The organism is Shimia sp., from assembly GCF_041624275.1.
GTDB lineage: Bacteria > Pseudomonadota > Alphaproteobacteria > Rhodobacterales > Rhodobacteraceae > Shimia.
Map to the genome: position 1 here is coordinate 1 of NZ_JBFJVE010000063.1, position 13,913 is coordinate 13,913.

At 66.8% G+C, this 13,913-nt stretch carries 17 protein-coding genes; 9 read left to right on the forward strand and 8 right to left on the reverse strand.

The genetic code is table 11. The features are described 5' to 3' along the window. The first annotated feature begins 337 nt into the window (after positions 1-337). From ABZD10_RS06815 to plsY, 5 genes are all read left to right on the forward strand, one after another. Complete coding sequence (locus ABZD10_RS06815; protein ID WP_372885390.1) at positions 338-1,294, forward strand: aspartate carbamoyltransferase catalytic subunit; 957 nt, start codon at positions 338-340, stop codon at positions 1,292-1,294. Between the two features lie 99 nt (positions 1,295-1,393). After that, positions 1,394-1,942: a hypothetical protein gene (locus tag ABZD10_RS06820; RefSeq protein WP_372885391.1), complete on the forward strand. Its 549-nt coding sequence runs from the start codon at positions 1,394-1,396 to the stop codon at positions 1,940-1,942. Then, the gene (locus ABZD10_RS06825) at positions 1,939-2,379 is read left to right on the forward strand and encodes a hypothetical protein (protein WP_372885392.1); all 441 of its coding nucleotides are present in this window, start codon (positions 1,939-1,941) and stop codon (positions 2,377-2,379) included. The genes ABZD10_RS06820 and ABZD10_RS06825 overlap by 4 nt, the downstream gene beginning before the upstream one ends. A 106-nt stretch (positions 2,380-2,485) precedes the next feature. After that, positions 2,486-3,769: a dihydroorotase gene (pyrC, locus tag ABZD10_RS06830; RefSeq protein ID WP_372885393.1), complete on the forward strand. Its 1,284-nt coding sequence runs from the start codon at positions 2,486-2,488 to the stop codon at positions 3,767-3,769. Beyond that, positions 3,769-4,374, forward strand: coding sequence for a glycerol-3-phosphate 1-O-acyltransferase PlsY (plsY, locus tag ABZD10_RS06835; protein ID WP_372885394.1), 606 nt, complete (start codon positions 3,769-3,771; stop codon positions 4,372-4,374). The genes pyrC and plsY overlap by 1 nt, the downstream gene beginning before the upstream one ends. Positions 4,375-4,414: 40 nt before the next feature. Here plsY and ABZD10_RS06840 read toward each other — a convergent pair whose 3' ends face one another. The 3 genes from ABZD10_RS06840 to ABZD10_RS06850 form a co-directional block, all read right to left on the reverse strand. Next, the gene (locus ABZD10_RS06840; RefSeq protein ID WP_372885395.1) at positions 4,415-5,785 is read right to left on the reverse strand and encodes a glutamate--cysteine ligase; all 1,371 of its coding nucleotides are present in this window, start codon (positions 5,783-5,785) and stop codon (positions 4,415-4,417) included. Positions 5,786-5,851: 66 nt separating this feature from the next. Continuing rightward, positions 5,852-6,361, reverse strand: coding sequence for a hypothetical protein (locus ABZD10_RS06845; RefSeq protein WP_372885396.1), 510 nt, complete (start codon positions 6,359-6,361; stop codon positions 5,852-5,854). Then, positions 6,358-7,083: a 16S rRNA (uracil(1498)-N(3))-methyltransferase gene (locus tag ABZD10_RS06850; protein ID WP_372885397.1), complete on the reverse strand. Its 726-nt coding sequence runs from the start codon at positions 7,081-7,083 to the stop codon at positions 6,358-6,360. Before ABZD10_RS06850 ends, ABZD10_RS06845 begins: the two co-directional genes overlap by 4 nt. Positions 7,084-7,094: 11 nt before the next feature. On the opposite strand from ABZD10_RS06850, the gene ubiA reads away from it, so the two are divergent. The 3 genes from ubiA to ABZD10_RS06865 are packed head-to-tail and all read left to right on the forward strand — an operon-like array spanning position 7,095 to position 10,383. Further along, positions 7,095-8,060 (forward strand): 4-hydroxybenzoate octaprenyltransferase, encoded by a 966-nt coding sequence (gene ubiA / locus ABZD10_RS06855; RefSeq protein ID WP_372885398.1) that lies wholly within the window; start codon positions 7,095-7,097, stop codon positions 8,058-8,060. A gap of 60 nt (positions 8,061-8,120) precedes the next feature. Further along, positions 8,121-10,070 (forward strand): OmpA family protein, encoded by a 1,950-nt coding sequence (locus tag ABZD10_RS06860; RefSeq protein ID WP_372885399.1) that lies wholly within the window; start codon positions 8,121-8,123, stop codon positions 10,068-10,070. Then, positions 10,057-10,383, forward strand: a complete 327-nt coding sequence (locus tag ABZD10_RS06865; RefSeq protein ID WP_372885400.1) for a hypothetical protein — start codon at positions 10,057-10,059, stop codon at positions 10,381-10,383. Before ABZD10_RS06860 ends, ABZD10_RS06865 begins: the two co-directional genes overlap by 14 nt. Before the next feature lie 18 nt (positions 10,384-10,401). Here ABZD10_RS06865 and ABZD10_RS06870 read toward each other — a convergent pair whose 3' ends face one another. From ABZD10_RS06870 to pgsA, 4 genes are read right to left on the reverse strand one after another with little or no spacing between them, the layout of a single operon-like run. Further along, complete coding sequence (locus ABZD10_RS06870; protein ID WP_372885401.1) at positions 10,402-11,025, reverse strand: trimeric intracellular cation channel family protein; 624 nt, start codon at positions 11,023-11,025, stop codon at positions 10,402-10,404. A 35-nt stretch (positions 11,026-11,060) separates the two neighbouring features. After that, on the reverse strand, positions 11,061-11,504 hold the full coding sequence (locus ABZD10_RS06875) for a molybdenum cofactor biosynthesis protein MoaE (protein ID WP_372885402.1): 444 nt from the start codon (positions 11,502-11,504) through the stop codon (positions 11,061-11,063). Between the two features lie 5 nt (positions 11,505-11,509). Continuing rightward, positions 11,510-11,755: a molybdopterin converting factor subunit 1 gene (gene moaD / locus ABZD10_RS06880; protein WP_372885406.1), complete on the reverse strand. Its 246-nt coding sequence runs from the start codon at positions 11,753-11,755 to the stop codon at positions 11,510-11,512. 10 nt (positions 11,756-11,765) lie between these two features. Then, positions 11,766-12,425 (reverse strand): CDP-diacylglycerol--glycerol-3-phosphate 3-phosphatidyltransferase, encoded by a 660-nt coding sequence (gene pgsA, locus ABZD10_RS06885; RefSeq protein WP_372885403.1) that lies wholly within the window; start codon positions 12,423-12,425, stop codon positions 11,766-11,768. Between the two features lie 147 nt (positions 12,426-12,572). Between pgsA and ABZD10_RS06890 the strand changes: the two genes are divergently transcribed. Then, positions 12,573-12,905: a hypothetical protein gene (locus ABZD10_RS06890; RefSeq protein ID WP_372885404.1), complete on the forward strand. Its 333-nt coding sequence runs from the start codon at positions 12,573-12,575 to the stop codon at positions 12,903-12,905. Between the two features lie 39 nt (positions 12,906-12,944). On the opposite strand, the gene ABZD10_RS06895 is transcribed toward ABZD10_RS06890, so the two are convergent. Continuing rightward, positions 12,945-13,913: excinuclease ABC subunit UvrC (locus ABZD10_RS06895; protein ID WP_372885405.1), on the reverse strand; the 969-nt coding region annotated here is incomplete at its 5' end.

The following is a 13,913-nucleotide window of genomic DNA, read 5'->3' on the forward strand; positions in this document are numbered from 1 at the left end:
CGCGCCGCCCTGAGCGGCGCCTCATAGCGGTCTTGCGGCGCATCGAGAAGCGCCTCGGTCGCCCCCAGTTCAAGCTGCCATTCCAGCAGCGCGCGCGCGGCATGATAATCGAGGTGAGCGTCGAGGGCCGAATCCATGGCGCCACATTACCGGGTTGCGAATGCCGGGGAAAGAGCGCCCGGCTGGGGGGACGCTGGGGGGACACAGGGGCGCTGCCCCTCTTGGCCTGCGGCCAATTCACCCCGGGATATTTCCGGCAAGAGAAATGGGGCCGGCATTCTTGCCGAGGCCCCGGCGGCTTCTTATAAGCGGGGGGCCGTCACTACAGGAGCGCATCATGGGGTTCAGTCAGAAGCATCTTCTGGGGATCGAAAACCTTCGGCCCGACGAGATCACCGCGATCCTGGATCTGGCCGATCAATATGTCGATCTCAACCGGCGCGACGTGAAACATGCCGATGCCCTGGCCGGGCTGACCCAGGTCAACATGTTCTTCGAGAATTCGACCCGCACCCAGGCCAGTTTCGAACTGGCGGGCAAGCGTCTTGGCGCCGACGTGATGAACATGGCGATGCAGGCCAGTTCGATCAAGAAGGGCGAAACCCTGATCGACACGGCGATGACGCTGAACGCCATGCACCCCGACCTGCTGGTGGTGCGCCACCCGCATTCCGGTGCCGTCGATCTGCTGGCGCAGAAGGTGAACTGCGCGGTGCTGAACGCCGGCGACGGGCGCCACGAGCACCCGACCCAGGCGCTGCTGGATGCGCTGACCATCCGCCGCGCCAAGGGGCGCCTGCACCGCCTCAGCATCGCCATCTGCGGCGATATCGCCCACAGCCGGGTGGCGCGCTCGAACCTGATCCTGCTGGGCAAGATGGAGAACCGCATCCGGCTGATCGGCCCGCCGACGCTGATGCCGAGCCAGATCGGCGCCTTCGGCGTCGAGGTCTACGAGGACATGACCGAGGGGCTGAAGGATGTCGACGTGGTGATGATGCTGCGGCTTCAGAAGGAGCGCATGGACGGCGGCTTCATCCCCTCGGAGCGCGAATACTACCACCGCTACGGGCTTGATGCCGCCAAGCTGGCGCAGGCCAAGCCCGACGCCATCGTCATGCATCCGGGCCCGATGAACCGGGGCGTCGAGATCGACGGCGAGATCGCCGACGACATCAACCGTTCGGTGATCCAGGAGCAGGTGGAGATGGGGGTCGCGGTGCGCATGGCGGCGATGGACCTCTTGGCGCGCAATCTGCGGGCGGCGCGCCAGGCGCGGCCGGTGGAGGTCTGAGATGGAAGACCCCAAGGATCCGAAAATGTCAGGCCGCGTCGCCATGGTCGCCCTGATCGTGATGTTCGCCATGGTCGGGCTGATGGTCTGGATTGCCGGATGACCCGGATGGAGGTCACATCCACCGAGCGCGGCCTGATCCGCCTGTTCGCGCTGGATCTGCCCCCGGAAGAGATCGCGGCCTTTGCGGCGCCGGGTCCGCAGGGCCGCTGGCCGCTCCGTGACAGCCTCGGTGCGAGCGATCTTGATCAGGACCACGTCGAATGGTTCGACATCGCCGATCTCGAGGAGCTCGGGCTTGGCGGCTACATGACCGAGGGGCTCGGCATCGCGGCCGATGAGATCGCCCGGGACGGCGCCCGGCTTGCCAACCTGTCGGGGCCGGTCGTGATCGTGTTTTCCGCCGCCTTCGCCGGCATCGCACAGACCCTGACCCCGCGGGCACCGCTGCGCTGGATCGGCACCTACCGCGAAGACAGTGCCCCGGTGCGCTTTCAGCCGCTGCCCGATGCCAGTGCCAGGGGCAACCTGGCCCCGGCCCGATCCGCGCCTGCGAACAATCCGCATCTGACCCTGCTTTGGGCGATCCTGGCCCTGCCGGTGCTGGCGCTCGTCATCTTCGCCGCGATCTATGGAGTGACACGATGAAGAACCGCATGCTCCCCGACACGCCGCTGGTGAGCGGCGAAGAGGTCCTGGCCTCGTTCCGCGCCGACCGCGCCACCTACACGCGCAGCAATACCTGGATGGCGGTGCTGGCGATGGGCGGCGGCATGGCGGTGCTCTGGGGGCTGGGCAATGCCCATGTCTGGACCGGGGCCGTGGGCGGGCTGCTGGCGGTGGCGGTACGTGCCTTCTACCTGATGAGCGAAGAGCTGGCGGTGCGCTGGGACCTGACCGACCAGCGGCTGCTGGGGCCGATGCAGCGGGCGATCCGGCTGGACGAGATCACCCGGCTCAACAAGCTGGGCAACGTCGTGCAGGTGGTCACCCGCGGCGGCGACAAGCACCTGCTGAAATACCAGGCCGACCCCGCAGAGACCATCCGCCGGATCAAGGCGGTTCAGCTGGGAGAGCGGCCATGACCATGGCCTGCCGCGACGCGGCCGCGACGCCGGTTGAAGTGACCGCGGCAATCGGGGATATGAATGACGCGCGGGTTGCCCGCACAGACAGAGAAAGACAAGCCGCATGACCACGCTGTTCACCAATGCCCGTCTGATCGACCCCGAAACCGGCGAGGATGCGCCGGGGTGGCTTGAGATCGCTGACGGGCGGATCACCGCGCGCGGCACCGGGGCGCCGCCAGCAACGAGGGGCGCGGCCGAGGTCATCGACTGCAACGGCAAGTGCCTGGCGCCGGGCATCGTCGATATCGGCGTCAAGGTCTGCGAGCCGGGCGAGCGCCACAAGGAAAGCTACAAGACCGCGGGGCTGGCCGCCGCCGCCGGCGGGGTCACCACCATGGTCACCCGCCCCGACACGCTGCCCGCCATCGACTCGCCGGAAACGCTGGATTTCGCCACCCGCCGCGCCAACCAGGCGGCACCGGTCAACGTGGTGCCGATGGCGGCCCTGACCAAGGGGCGCGAGGGGCGCGAGATGACCGAGATCGGCTTTCTGCTGGACGCCGGGGCGGTGGCCTTTACCGATTGCGACCACGTGGTCAGCAACACCAAGGTGCTGTCGCGCGCCATGACCTATGCCCGCAGCCTCGGGGCGCTGGTGATCGCCCATCCGCAGGATCCGGGGCTCTCGGCCGGGGCTGCCGTGACCTCGGGCAAGTTCGCCTCGCTGCGCGGGCTGCCCGCCGTCAGCCCGATGGCCGAGCGCATGGGGCTGGACCGCGACATCGCCTTGGTCGAGATGACCGGCGTCAGGTACCACGCCGACCAGATCACCTGCGCCCGCGCCCTGCCGGCATTGCAGCGCGCCAAGGCCAACGGTTTCGACATCACCGCCGGCACTTCGATCCACCACCTGACGCTGAACGAACTGGACGTCGCGGACTATCGCACCTTCTTCAAGATCAAGCCGCCGCTGCGCCCCGAAGAGGACCGGCTGGCGATCATCGAGGCGGTGAAATCCGGGCTGATCGACATCATCTCGTCGATGCACACGCCGCAGGACGAGGAAAGCAAGCGCCTGCCCTTCGAAGAGGCGGCCAGCGGCGCGGTGGCGCTCGAGACGCTGCTGCCGGCCGCCATGCAGCTTTATCAGAACGGCGACCTGTCCCTGCCCGAGCTGTGGCGCGCGATGTCGCTGAACCCGGCCCGGCGTCTGGGCCTGCCCGGAGGCCGGCTGGCAAAAGGCGCCCCGGCGGACCTGGTGCTGTTCGACCCGGATGCGCCCTTTGTCATGGACCGCTTCAAGCTGCAGTCCAAATCCAAGAACACGCCGTTTGACGGCCGTCACATGCAGGGCCGGGTTCTGGCGACCTATGTCGCCGGCGCTGCCGTTTACCGGAGGGGCTGATGCCGGAGATCACCCATACCCTGCCCGTGCTGCTGATCTGGGCCGCTTTCGGCTATGTCCTGGGCTCGATCCCCTTCGGCATTGTCATCACCCGCCTCTTCGGCCTCGGCAATCTGCGCGAGATCGGCTCGGGCAATATCGGCACCACCAACGTGCTGCGTACCGGCAGCAAGCCGGCGGCGGCGGCGACGCTGATCCTGGACGGCGGCAAGGGCGCGGTCGCGGTGCTGATCGCCCGCGCGCTGGCCGGAGATGACGCGGCGCAGGTCGCCGGCCTGCTGGCCTTTGCCGGGCATTGTTTCCCGGTCTGGCTGGGCTTTCGCGGCGGCAAGGGGGTGGCGACCTTCCTCGGCCTCGTGCTGGCCCTGGCCTGGCCGGTGGGAATCGCCTGCTGCCTGACCTGGCTGGCCACCGCAATTGTGGCGCGTATTTCGTCGCTGTCGGCGCTGGTGGCGGCGGCCTCGGCGCCGCTGTGGATGCTGCTGCTCGGCCATGGCGATATTGCGCTGCTTGGCGTTGTGACCGGAGGGCTGATCTTCTGGCGCCACCGCGACAACATCGCCCGCCTGCGCGCCGGCACCGAGCCCCGGATCGGCAGGAAGTAGCAGCGCTGTAGGCGAAGCGACCGGCAAAGCGCCGCCCGCCTCAATAGCTGAATTCGTCGTAGATCCGGCTCAGGTCGCCGTTCCAGTCGCCATGGTAGCGGGCCAACAGTTCATCGGCCGGCACCTTGCCGCTGTCGACGCTTTCCTTCAGCGCGGCAAGGAAATGGCTCTCGTCCGGCACCAGGCCGCCCGATCCCGTCTTGCCGCGGGCCACCAGACCGGCCTCGGCGATGGTCAGAACCTCGCGCGCCAGATCATGCATCTTGACCGCTCCGGCCTGCGCCTGAAGCCCGTCAACGCTGGCCGAGACCCGCAGCATCTCGCGGGTTTCAACGTCCCAGCCCTTGACCAGATCCCAGGCCGCATCCAGCGATGACTGCTCATACATCAGCCCGACCCAGAAGGCCGGCAGGGCGCACAGCCGCCGCCACGGGCCGCCATCGGCACCGCGCATTTCCATGTATTTCTTGATCCGCGCCTCGGGGAAGGCGGTGGTCAGATGGTCGGCCCAGTCGCTGAGCGTCGGCGTCTCGCCGGGCAGCGCCGGCAGCTGGCCTTTCAGGAAATCGCGGAAGGACATGCCCAGCGCATCGACATATTGCCCGTCGCGATAGACAAAATACATCGGCACATCCAGCGCGTATTGCACCCAGGCCTCGAAGCCGAACCCCTCGTCAAAGACAAAGGGCAGCATGCCGGTACGCGCCGGGTCTAGGTCGCGCCACACGCGGCTGCGCCACGACTTGTGGCCGTTCACTGCGCCGTTGAAGAATGGCGAATTGGCAAACAGCGCCGTGGCCACCGGCTGTAGCGCCAGGGCCACCCGCAGCTTCTGCACCATGTCGGCCTCGGAGGCGAAATCAAGGTTGACCTGCACCGTGCAGGTGCGGCGCATCATGTCCCGCCCCATGCTGCCGACGCGCTGCATGTAGCCGTCCATCAGCTGATAGCGCCCCTTGGGCATCAGCGGCATGTCGTCATGGGTCCAGACCGGGGCGGCGCCCAGCCCGATGAAGCCGACACCGATCTTGTCGGCGATGTCCTTGACGTCCTCGAGGTGCTGGTTGACCTCGTCACAGGTCTGGTGAATGCTCTCCAGCGGCGCCCCGGAGAGTTCAAGCTGCCCCCCCGGTTCCAGCGAGACGTTGGCGCCGCCCTTTTCCAGCCCGATCAGCTTGCCGGCCTCTTCCACCGGGCTCCAGCCATGACCGTCACGCAAGCCTTCGAGCACCGCCAGGATCGAGCGCGCGCCCTCATAGGGCAGCGGCTTCAGCGTGTCCTTGCAATAGCCGAATTTCTCGTGCTCGGTGCCGATGCGCCACTCATCCCGCGGCTTGCACCCCGACTCGAGGTACTCGGCCAGCTGGGAATGATGTTCGATCGGCCCGCCGCCGGACTGGGGAATGGACATTGAAGAGAGCTCCGGTCCTGGAAAATGCGCATATCGCGTCAGTGGATAGGTGATTTGCCGCCGGTGTCAATGCAGGGAGACGCCGGGTTTTGACCAGATCACGACAGGGTGATGCGGTTTTTGCCGCAGCTGCGCCAGCATGTGTTCGGTGCGTAGACCGGGCAGCACCGCGAAGGCGTCGAACAGCGCATCGGCGCCCTCGGCGGTCACCGGAATCCGCAGTTCGGCGCGCCCCGGATGGTGCAGCACCCAGACGGCTGGGGTCGCAGAACCGTCGAGCAGCACGCAGAAGAGGTCTTCCAGCGCCACCACGCCACCGCCCTTCGGCGCGAAATAGGTGATCTGGCGTTCATCGACCTGAACCAGCCCCAGACCGCCCTGCCCGACCCGGAAACGGCCCCGCTGAACACCCGCCATCAGCAGGGCGAGACCCGCGACGACGACCGCCACCCCCAGCCATCTGAGCAGTCCGAACCCGGAGGCCCAGTAAAGACCAAGCAGCACCACGGCGGCGCCAAGGAGGACCTCGCGCCAGCGCCACAAGGCCGCCCGGGCCTCGGGGCGGATGAAGCTCATGCCCAATCTCCCAGCGCCTGTTGCCACAGGGTCATCGCCGCCACCGCCGCCGTGTCGGCGCGCAGGATGCGCGGCCCGAGACTGACGACATGGGTTTGCGGATGCGCCGCAAGACGCGCGCGCTCGGCCTCGGAAAACCCGCCTTCGGGGCCGATCAGGATCGCCCATTTGTCGCCGCTGGCCGCGCCGAGCCGCCGGGCACTGCCGGCCTCGGCCTCGTCGCAGAACATCAGCTGGCGATCGTCGGGCCAGTCGGCCAAAAGCCGGTCGAGCCTTTGCAGCCCCGCCACCTCGGGCACGAAGGTGCCGCCGCATTGCTCGGCCGCCTCGACCGCATGGGCCTGCAGGCGATCCTGGCGGATGCGCTCGGAATTGGTGAAATCGGTCTGCACCGGCAGGATGCGTGCGGCCCCCATCTCGGCCGCCTTCTCGACGATGAAATCGGTGCGCGCCTTCTTGATCGGCGCAAAGATCAGCCACAGGTCGGGCGGCGGTTGCAGCGGCCGGGTCTGGGCCTCGCACGCGAGGCTCCCGGCGCGTTTTCCGGCCTCGGCCACCACGGCGCGCCACTCACCGTCGCGCCCGTTGAACAGCAGCACCGGATCGCCCAGCGCCAAACGCATGACCCCGAACAGGTAATGCGCCTGATCGCGTTCCAGAGGAACCGATTGCCCTGCCCCCAGTGCCTGTTCTACATACAGCCTGACTTTTGCCTGTTTCATGGACCCTACATATGGCCGACACGCCCACAACACCAGAGCCCAAAGGGCAGGTTTCAGACGCGGTTCGCGGCAACTGGGTCGACCACCTGGCGCCGGCGGCCAGCCGCCCCTATCTGCGCCTCAGCCGCGCCGACCGGCCGATCGGCACTTGGCTGTTGCTGCTGCCCTGCTGGATGTCGCTGCTGCTGGCGATGCTCTTTGACGGGCGCGCCGGCTGGCACGATTTGTGGATCGCCGCCGGATGCGCCGGCGGTGCCTGGCTGATGCGCGGCGCCGGCTGCACATGGAACGACATCACCGACCGCAAGTTCGACGCCCAGGTCGAACGCACGCGCTCGCGCCCGATCCCCTCGGGGCAGGTCAGCCCCCGGCAGGCGGCGATCTGGCTGGCGGCCCAGGCGCTCATCGCCTTTGCCATCCTGCTCAGCTTTCACCCCAACGCCATTCTTCTGGGGGTGCTGTCGCTGGCGCCGGTGGCGGTCTATCCCTTTGCCAAGCGGTTTACCTGGTGGCCGCAGGTCTTTCTCGGCATCGCCTTCAACTGGGGCGCCCTGCTGGCCTGGACCGCGCATACCGGCGCCCTCGGCTGGCCCGCCGTCACCCTGTATCTGGCCGGGATTTCATGGACGCTGTTCTATGACACGATCTATGCCCATCAGGACACCGAGGACGATGCGCTGATCGGCGTCAAATCCACCGCCCGCCTCTTCGCCGAGAAAACGCCGCAATGGTTGCAGGGCTTTCTTGTCCTGACCGTCCTCCTGATGGCCATCGCGGTTTTCATGGCCACGCGCGAGCGCAGCCCGCTGTCGCTGGTGGTGGCGCTGGCAGGGCCCTGGGCGATGGGCTGGCACATGCAGTGGCAGCTGCGCCGGCTCGACACCGGGGACGGGCAGGGGCTGCTGAAACTGTTCCGTGCCAACCGCGATACCGGCCTGCTGCCCTTGCCGTTTTTCGCCGCCGCGCTGTTCCTTTGATTGCAAGCGACGGGCGCGCGTCGTAACAAGACGCACCCGGTCACCAAGAAACACCTGCGCATGCGTCTTTCTTCACTTTTCATCGTCATCTCAACCTTCGTCGCGGCGGCTGTTCTGTGCCTTGTGGCGGCGATGTTTTCGGCGGATCTGATCGAAGACACCTCGAAGCGCAGCGTCAAGCGGGCGCTGGACGAGGAAAACATGCTGTGGACCGATGTCCATGCCGAGGGGCTGCAAGTCTTTCTGACCGGCGTCGCCCCGACCGAGGCCGACCGCTTTCGCGCCATCTCGACCGCTGGCGGCGTCGTCGACGCCTCGCGGGTGATCGACAACATGCAGGTCGAAGCCATCGCCAACCTCGCCCCGCCGCGCTTCTCGGTGGAAATCCTGCGCAACGAGGCCGGGATCCAGCTGATCGGCCTGATCCCGCAAAGCGCCGACCGCGACGGGCTGCTGACGAGGCTGCGCAAGCTCGACGGATCGCCCCGGATCACCGATTTCCTCGAGACCGCCGCCTATGATCCGCCCGAGGGCTGGGACGCGGCGACGAAATTCGCCCTTTACGCGCTGGACCTTCTGCCACGGGCGAAGATCTCGCTCGAGGCGCAGCGGGTCGCGGTGACCGCCATGAGCGACAGCGCCAAACAGCGCGACGCGCTCGAGGCGAAACTGCGGCGCAAGGCGCCCTCGGGGCTGGCGCTGACGCTCGACATCTCGGCACCGCGCCCGGTGATCACCCCCTTCACGCTGCGTTTCGTGCATGACGAGACCGGTGTCCGTTTCGATGCCTGTTCTGCCGACAGCGAAGCCGCCCGCGACCAGATACTGGCCGCCGCGACCGCCGCCGGGCTCGACGGCGAGGCAACCTGCACCATCGGGCTGGGCGTGCCGACGCCCAGCTGGGCCGAGGCCGTGGGCATCGCGCTGGCCGGCATCGGCGAGCTTGGCGGCGGCACGGTGACCTTCTCGGATGCCGACATCACGCTGGTCGCCCGGACCGGCACCGAGCAGGCGCTGTTCGATCGTGTCATCGGCGAGATGGACTCCGATCTTCCCGACGTCTTTGCCCTGCATTCGACCCTGCCCCAGCCCGAAATCGTCAGCGAGGCCGGGGCGATCCCGGATTTCACCGCCACGCTAAGCCCCGAGGGGCTGGTCCAGCTGCGCGGCCGGCTGCGCGACGAACTCAGCCGCGACACCACCGGGAACTATGCCCGCGCCCGCTTTGGCAGTGATGCGGTGCACATGGCGGCGCGTCTCGATCAGGGGCTGCCGCATGGCTGGGCGCTGCGCGTCATGGCCGGGCTCGATGCTCTGGCACAGCTGCACAACGGCGCGCTGACTATCACCCCCGACAGTGTCACCCTGCGCGGCACGACCGGCGACCCCGAGGCGAATGCACGCGTATCGCAGCTGCTGGCCGACCGGCTGTCGCAGACCGACAGTTTCAGCATCGACGTCACCTATCAGGAAGAACTCGACCCGGTGGCCCAGCTGCCGACCCCCGAAGAATGCGAACTGGCGGTTCAGGAGATCCTCGCCGACGAGAAGATCACCTTCGAACCCGGCTCGGGCACGCTGGATGAGTCCGCCGGCCCGATCATCGACCGGATCGCCGCCGTCCTGACCGACTGCACCGGGGTGCGGCTGGAAATTCAGGGCCATACCGACAGCCAGGGGCGCGAAGAGATGAACCTGGCGCTCAGCCAGACGCGGGCGCAATCGGTGCTCAACGCCCTGCACGAACGCCGGCTGCTGACCAGCAGCCTCGAGGCGGTCGGCTATGGCGAAAGCCAGCCGGTGGCCGACAATGACACCGAAGAGGGGCGCGAAGCCAACCGCCGCATCGCCTTTGTTCTGGTTCACCCCGAACCCGAGGAAGAGGGCGATACCGAAGGCGGCGCCGACACCGCGACCGAGCCGCAGGCATCCGAGCCGGGCGAGGATACCGCCGCCGAAAATGACGCCACCGCTGCCGAACCGCAGGAGAGCACCGATGACCAGAATTGATTTTATCATCACCACCGCGATCATTCTCTTCGTGGCCTTCTGCATGGGGTGGTTCGCCAACTGGCTGATCCACCGCTTTACCCGCGTCAGCCAGGCCGACGTCGACCAGCTCGAGCGCATGAGCCAGGAGCTGCACGAGGCCGAAGAGACCCGCGATCAGGCGATCACCTATCTGCAGCAGCGCGAGGCCGAGCTGACCAACCAGCTGGCCCAGACCGAGGCCGAGTTGTCGGCGGCGATGGAAGGGCTGCGCGATGCGCGTCACGAGGCAGAAGAGCTGCGCAGCTATATCGAGCAGCAGAACGCCGGCTGACCCGCGGCGCAGGCGGTCTCAGGTCTCGGGGGTTTCCGGCGGGCGGAACCACAGCAGCGCCAGCCGCAAGGTCAGGATCAGCGCAAAGCCGCCCAGCGTCGCCGCCGGCTCGGCCAGCCATTCGGTCAGCAGCAGATAGGCCGCGCCGCCGATCACCGAGATCGTGGCATAGAGGTCTTCCTTCAGGACGCTGGGCGTGATGTTGCACAGAAGGTCGCGGATCATGCCGCCGGCGGTGCCTGTCACGCAGCCGATCACCACCGCCGGCACCGGAGACACGCCGGCCGAGACCGCGACCTGCACCCCGGTGAGGGTGAACAGCGCCAGCCCGATCGCGTCGAGATACATCAGCAGCTTCAGCCGCGCGCCGTTGCCGGCGGGCAGGCGCATGGCCAAGAGGTAGCTGAGGATCGAGGCCGGCACAGCGGTCAGCAGAAAGCGGATGTCGGCGATCCAGAACACCGGCGTCAGGCCAAGAAACAGATCGCGCAGCGATCCGCCGCCCACCGAGGTCACGATGCCCAGAACCACGGCGCCGAACAGGTCCAGCCGGAAGCGCCGCGCCTGAATCGCCGCCGAGGCCGCCATGGCAGCCGTTGCCACCAGCGACAGGGGCACGAAAATGATCGAAAGAGACTCCATGCCGCCCCCTCAGTTCGGCCCCGGCAGGCCAGTGCTCACCAGCGGTCCAGGGCGTCTTCGTCCGCGTCCTTGGCGGCCACCCATTCGGCGCCGTCGGCGGTAAATTCCTGTTTCCAGAACGGCGCCCGCGACTTCAGGTAGTCCATCAGGTATTCCGCCGCCTCGAAAGCATCCTTGCGGTGCGGCGCGGCGGTGGCCACCATCATGATCATCTCGCCCGGGCGCAGGTCGCCATAGCGGTGGATGACCAGCACATCGCCCAGGTGCCAGCGCGCCTGCGCCTCGGTGGCGATCTTGGTCAGCGCCTTTTCGGTCATGCCCGGGTAATGCTCGATCACCATCCGGTCGAGGCTGTCGCCGAGCAGGTCGCGCACCACGCCGGTAAAGGTCACGATGGCGCCCATGTCTGTATGCCCCGAGGCAAAGGCCTGCGCCTCGGCGCCGAGATCGAAGGCCGCTTCCTGAACCGAGATCCGCACGCGCCTCAGCCCCCGGTCATCGGCGGGAAGAACGCCACTTCGCGGGCATCGCCCAGCGCCGCGTCGAAATCGGTCAGCTCCTGGTCGATGGCCACCCGCAGCGCCGCCAGGTCGCTGAAGGCCAGCGCATAGCGGTCTTCTCGCCCGCGGAGCTCCTCGACCAGATCCATCACGGTGACGGCGCTCGTTTCCAGCTTTTCCTTGGGCAGCCCGATCCGTTCGCGCACCCATGCAAAATAGAGAATGTCCAGCTTCATCGCCTCAATCCTTCAAATGCGGCCATGCCTTGCGGAAGTAATCATAGCCGGTGACGGCGGTCAGCGCACCGGCGATCCACAACAGCACCAGCCCGATCCAGCCCGACCAGACCATCCCGTCCAGCTTCCAGCCGAGGCCGTGATCGTCCTTGATCTCGCCGATCAGGATATCGCTGACGATATCCTGATCCATGCCCAGGGTCGACATGCCCAGATAATGTTCGAACACGCCCTGCCCGAACAGGAAGGTGATCGCCACCATCTGGGTCGCGGTCTTCCACTTGGCCAGCCTGGTCACTTTCAGCGTGCCCGCCACATCCCCGAGGAATTCGCGCAGCCCCGAGACAAAGACCTCGCGGAACAGAATCACCGTCGCCGGCAGCACCAGCCAGGGCGACATCGACGAATAGCCGACGATCACCATCAGCGCGATCACCACCATCGCCTTGTCGGCGATCGGGTCGATCATGGCGCCCATCTTGGTCTCCTGCCCCCAGGACCGCGCCAGATAACCGTCGAACCAGTCGGTGACCGAGGCGACGATGAACAGGCCGAGGGCGAACCAGTCGGCATAGGGGCGCGAGAAATACAGGAACATCACCGCAACCAGGGGCGCCGCGGCAAGACGCAAGACAGACAGGATATTGGGGATCGTCCATTTCATGAGGTCTTCCTAGCTTGTCTGGCTGCGGGTGGAAAGCGCTTCTCCCGCGGTTATGACCTGCCAGCGACATCTGTGCTATACTATCCTCACTGCCGGAGGTCCGGCTTGGCTGGACCCCGGTCCCATTCGGATAGGGGAGGGCCAGAAGTGCAACCTATTGTCTTACTCGTCGGGCGGATGCCCAATATCGGAAAAGTGGTCGAACAACTCGACCATCTGCCCATCCAGTGGCTGGGCGCGCATGATCACGCAGAGGTCGTACGGCAACTGGACTCCGAACCGCGCATCGAATGCGTGATTATGGGTGCGGGACTGGATGACAGGGTGCGCGGCGATCTGGTCGGGCTGATCGCCGATCTGCGACCCGACATCTGCATGTATCTCAAAGACCGGGCCTCGGGGCCGGACGGGCTGGTGCCCTTTGTCGAACGCATCGTCGAACGGCTGGTGCTGCAAGATCGCAAACGCGACGCCGCCTGACCGGCGAACCGCGCACCGAAGCGGCGCCTGAGTTTCGGCTCAGCCGCTTTCGTGGAAAAAATCATAGATGGTCTGCGCCAGCGCACCGGAAATACCGTCGACCGCCTTCAGATCCGCCAGATTGGCGCGGCTCACCGCCTTGGCCGAGCCGAAATGGGCCAGCAGGGCGCGCTTGCGTGTCGCACCGACCCCCGGCACATCGTCCAGAGGGGTGGCGCCGATGCTCTTGGCGCGCTTGGCACGGTGGGTGCCGATGGCAAAGCGGTGCGCCTCGTCTCGCAGGCGCTGGACGAAATACAGCACCGGGTCATTGCGTTGCAGGGCAAAGGGCCGGCGGCCCAGCCGGTGGAACTCTTCCTTGCCGTGATCGCGGTCCACCCCCTTGGCGACACCGACCATCGGAATCTCCTCGACCCCCATTTCGCGCAGGATCTCGGCCACGGCCGAGACCTGCCCGGCACCGCCGTCGATCAGCAGCAGGTCGGGCCAATGGCCCTCGGCGCGGTCCGGGTCGTCTTTCAAAAGACGTTTGAAGCGCCGCGACAGCACCTCTTTCATCATCCCGAAGTCATCGCCCGGAGTCAGCCCGTCGCCCCTGATATTGAACTTGCGATAGCTGTTCTTCATGAACCCGTCGGGCCCGGCGACAATCATCGCGCCAACCGCATGGGTGCCCTGGATATGGCTGTTGTCATAGACTTCGATCCGCTGCGGCGGCCCGTCGAGGTCAAAGGCCTCGGCAATACCCTTGAGCAGCCGGGTCTGGGTGGCCGACTCGGCCATCCTGCGCGCCAGGCTTTCGCGGGCATTGCGCGCCGCGCCGGCGATCAGCTCGGCCTTTTCGCCCCGTTGCGGCACCACGATCTCGACCTTGCGGCCCAGCTTCTGACCAAGGGCCTCGGCCATCAGGTCGGCGTTCTCGATCGGATGCGACAGGATCAGTTGTCGCGGCGGATCCTTGCCGTCGTAGAACTGGCCGAGAAAGGCCTCGAGCACCTCCTGCGCGTC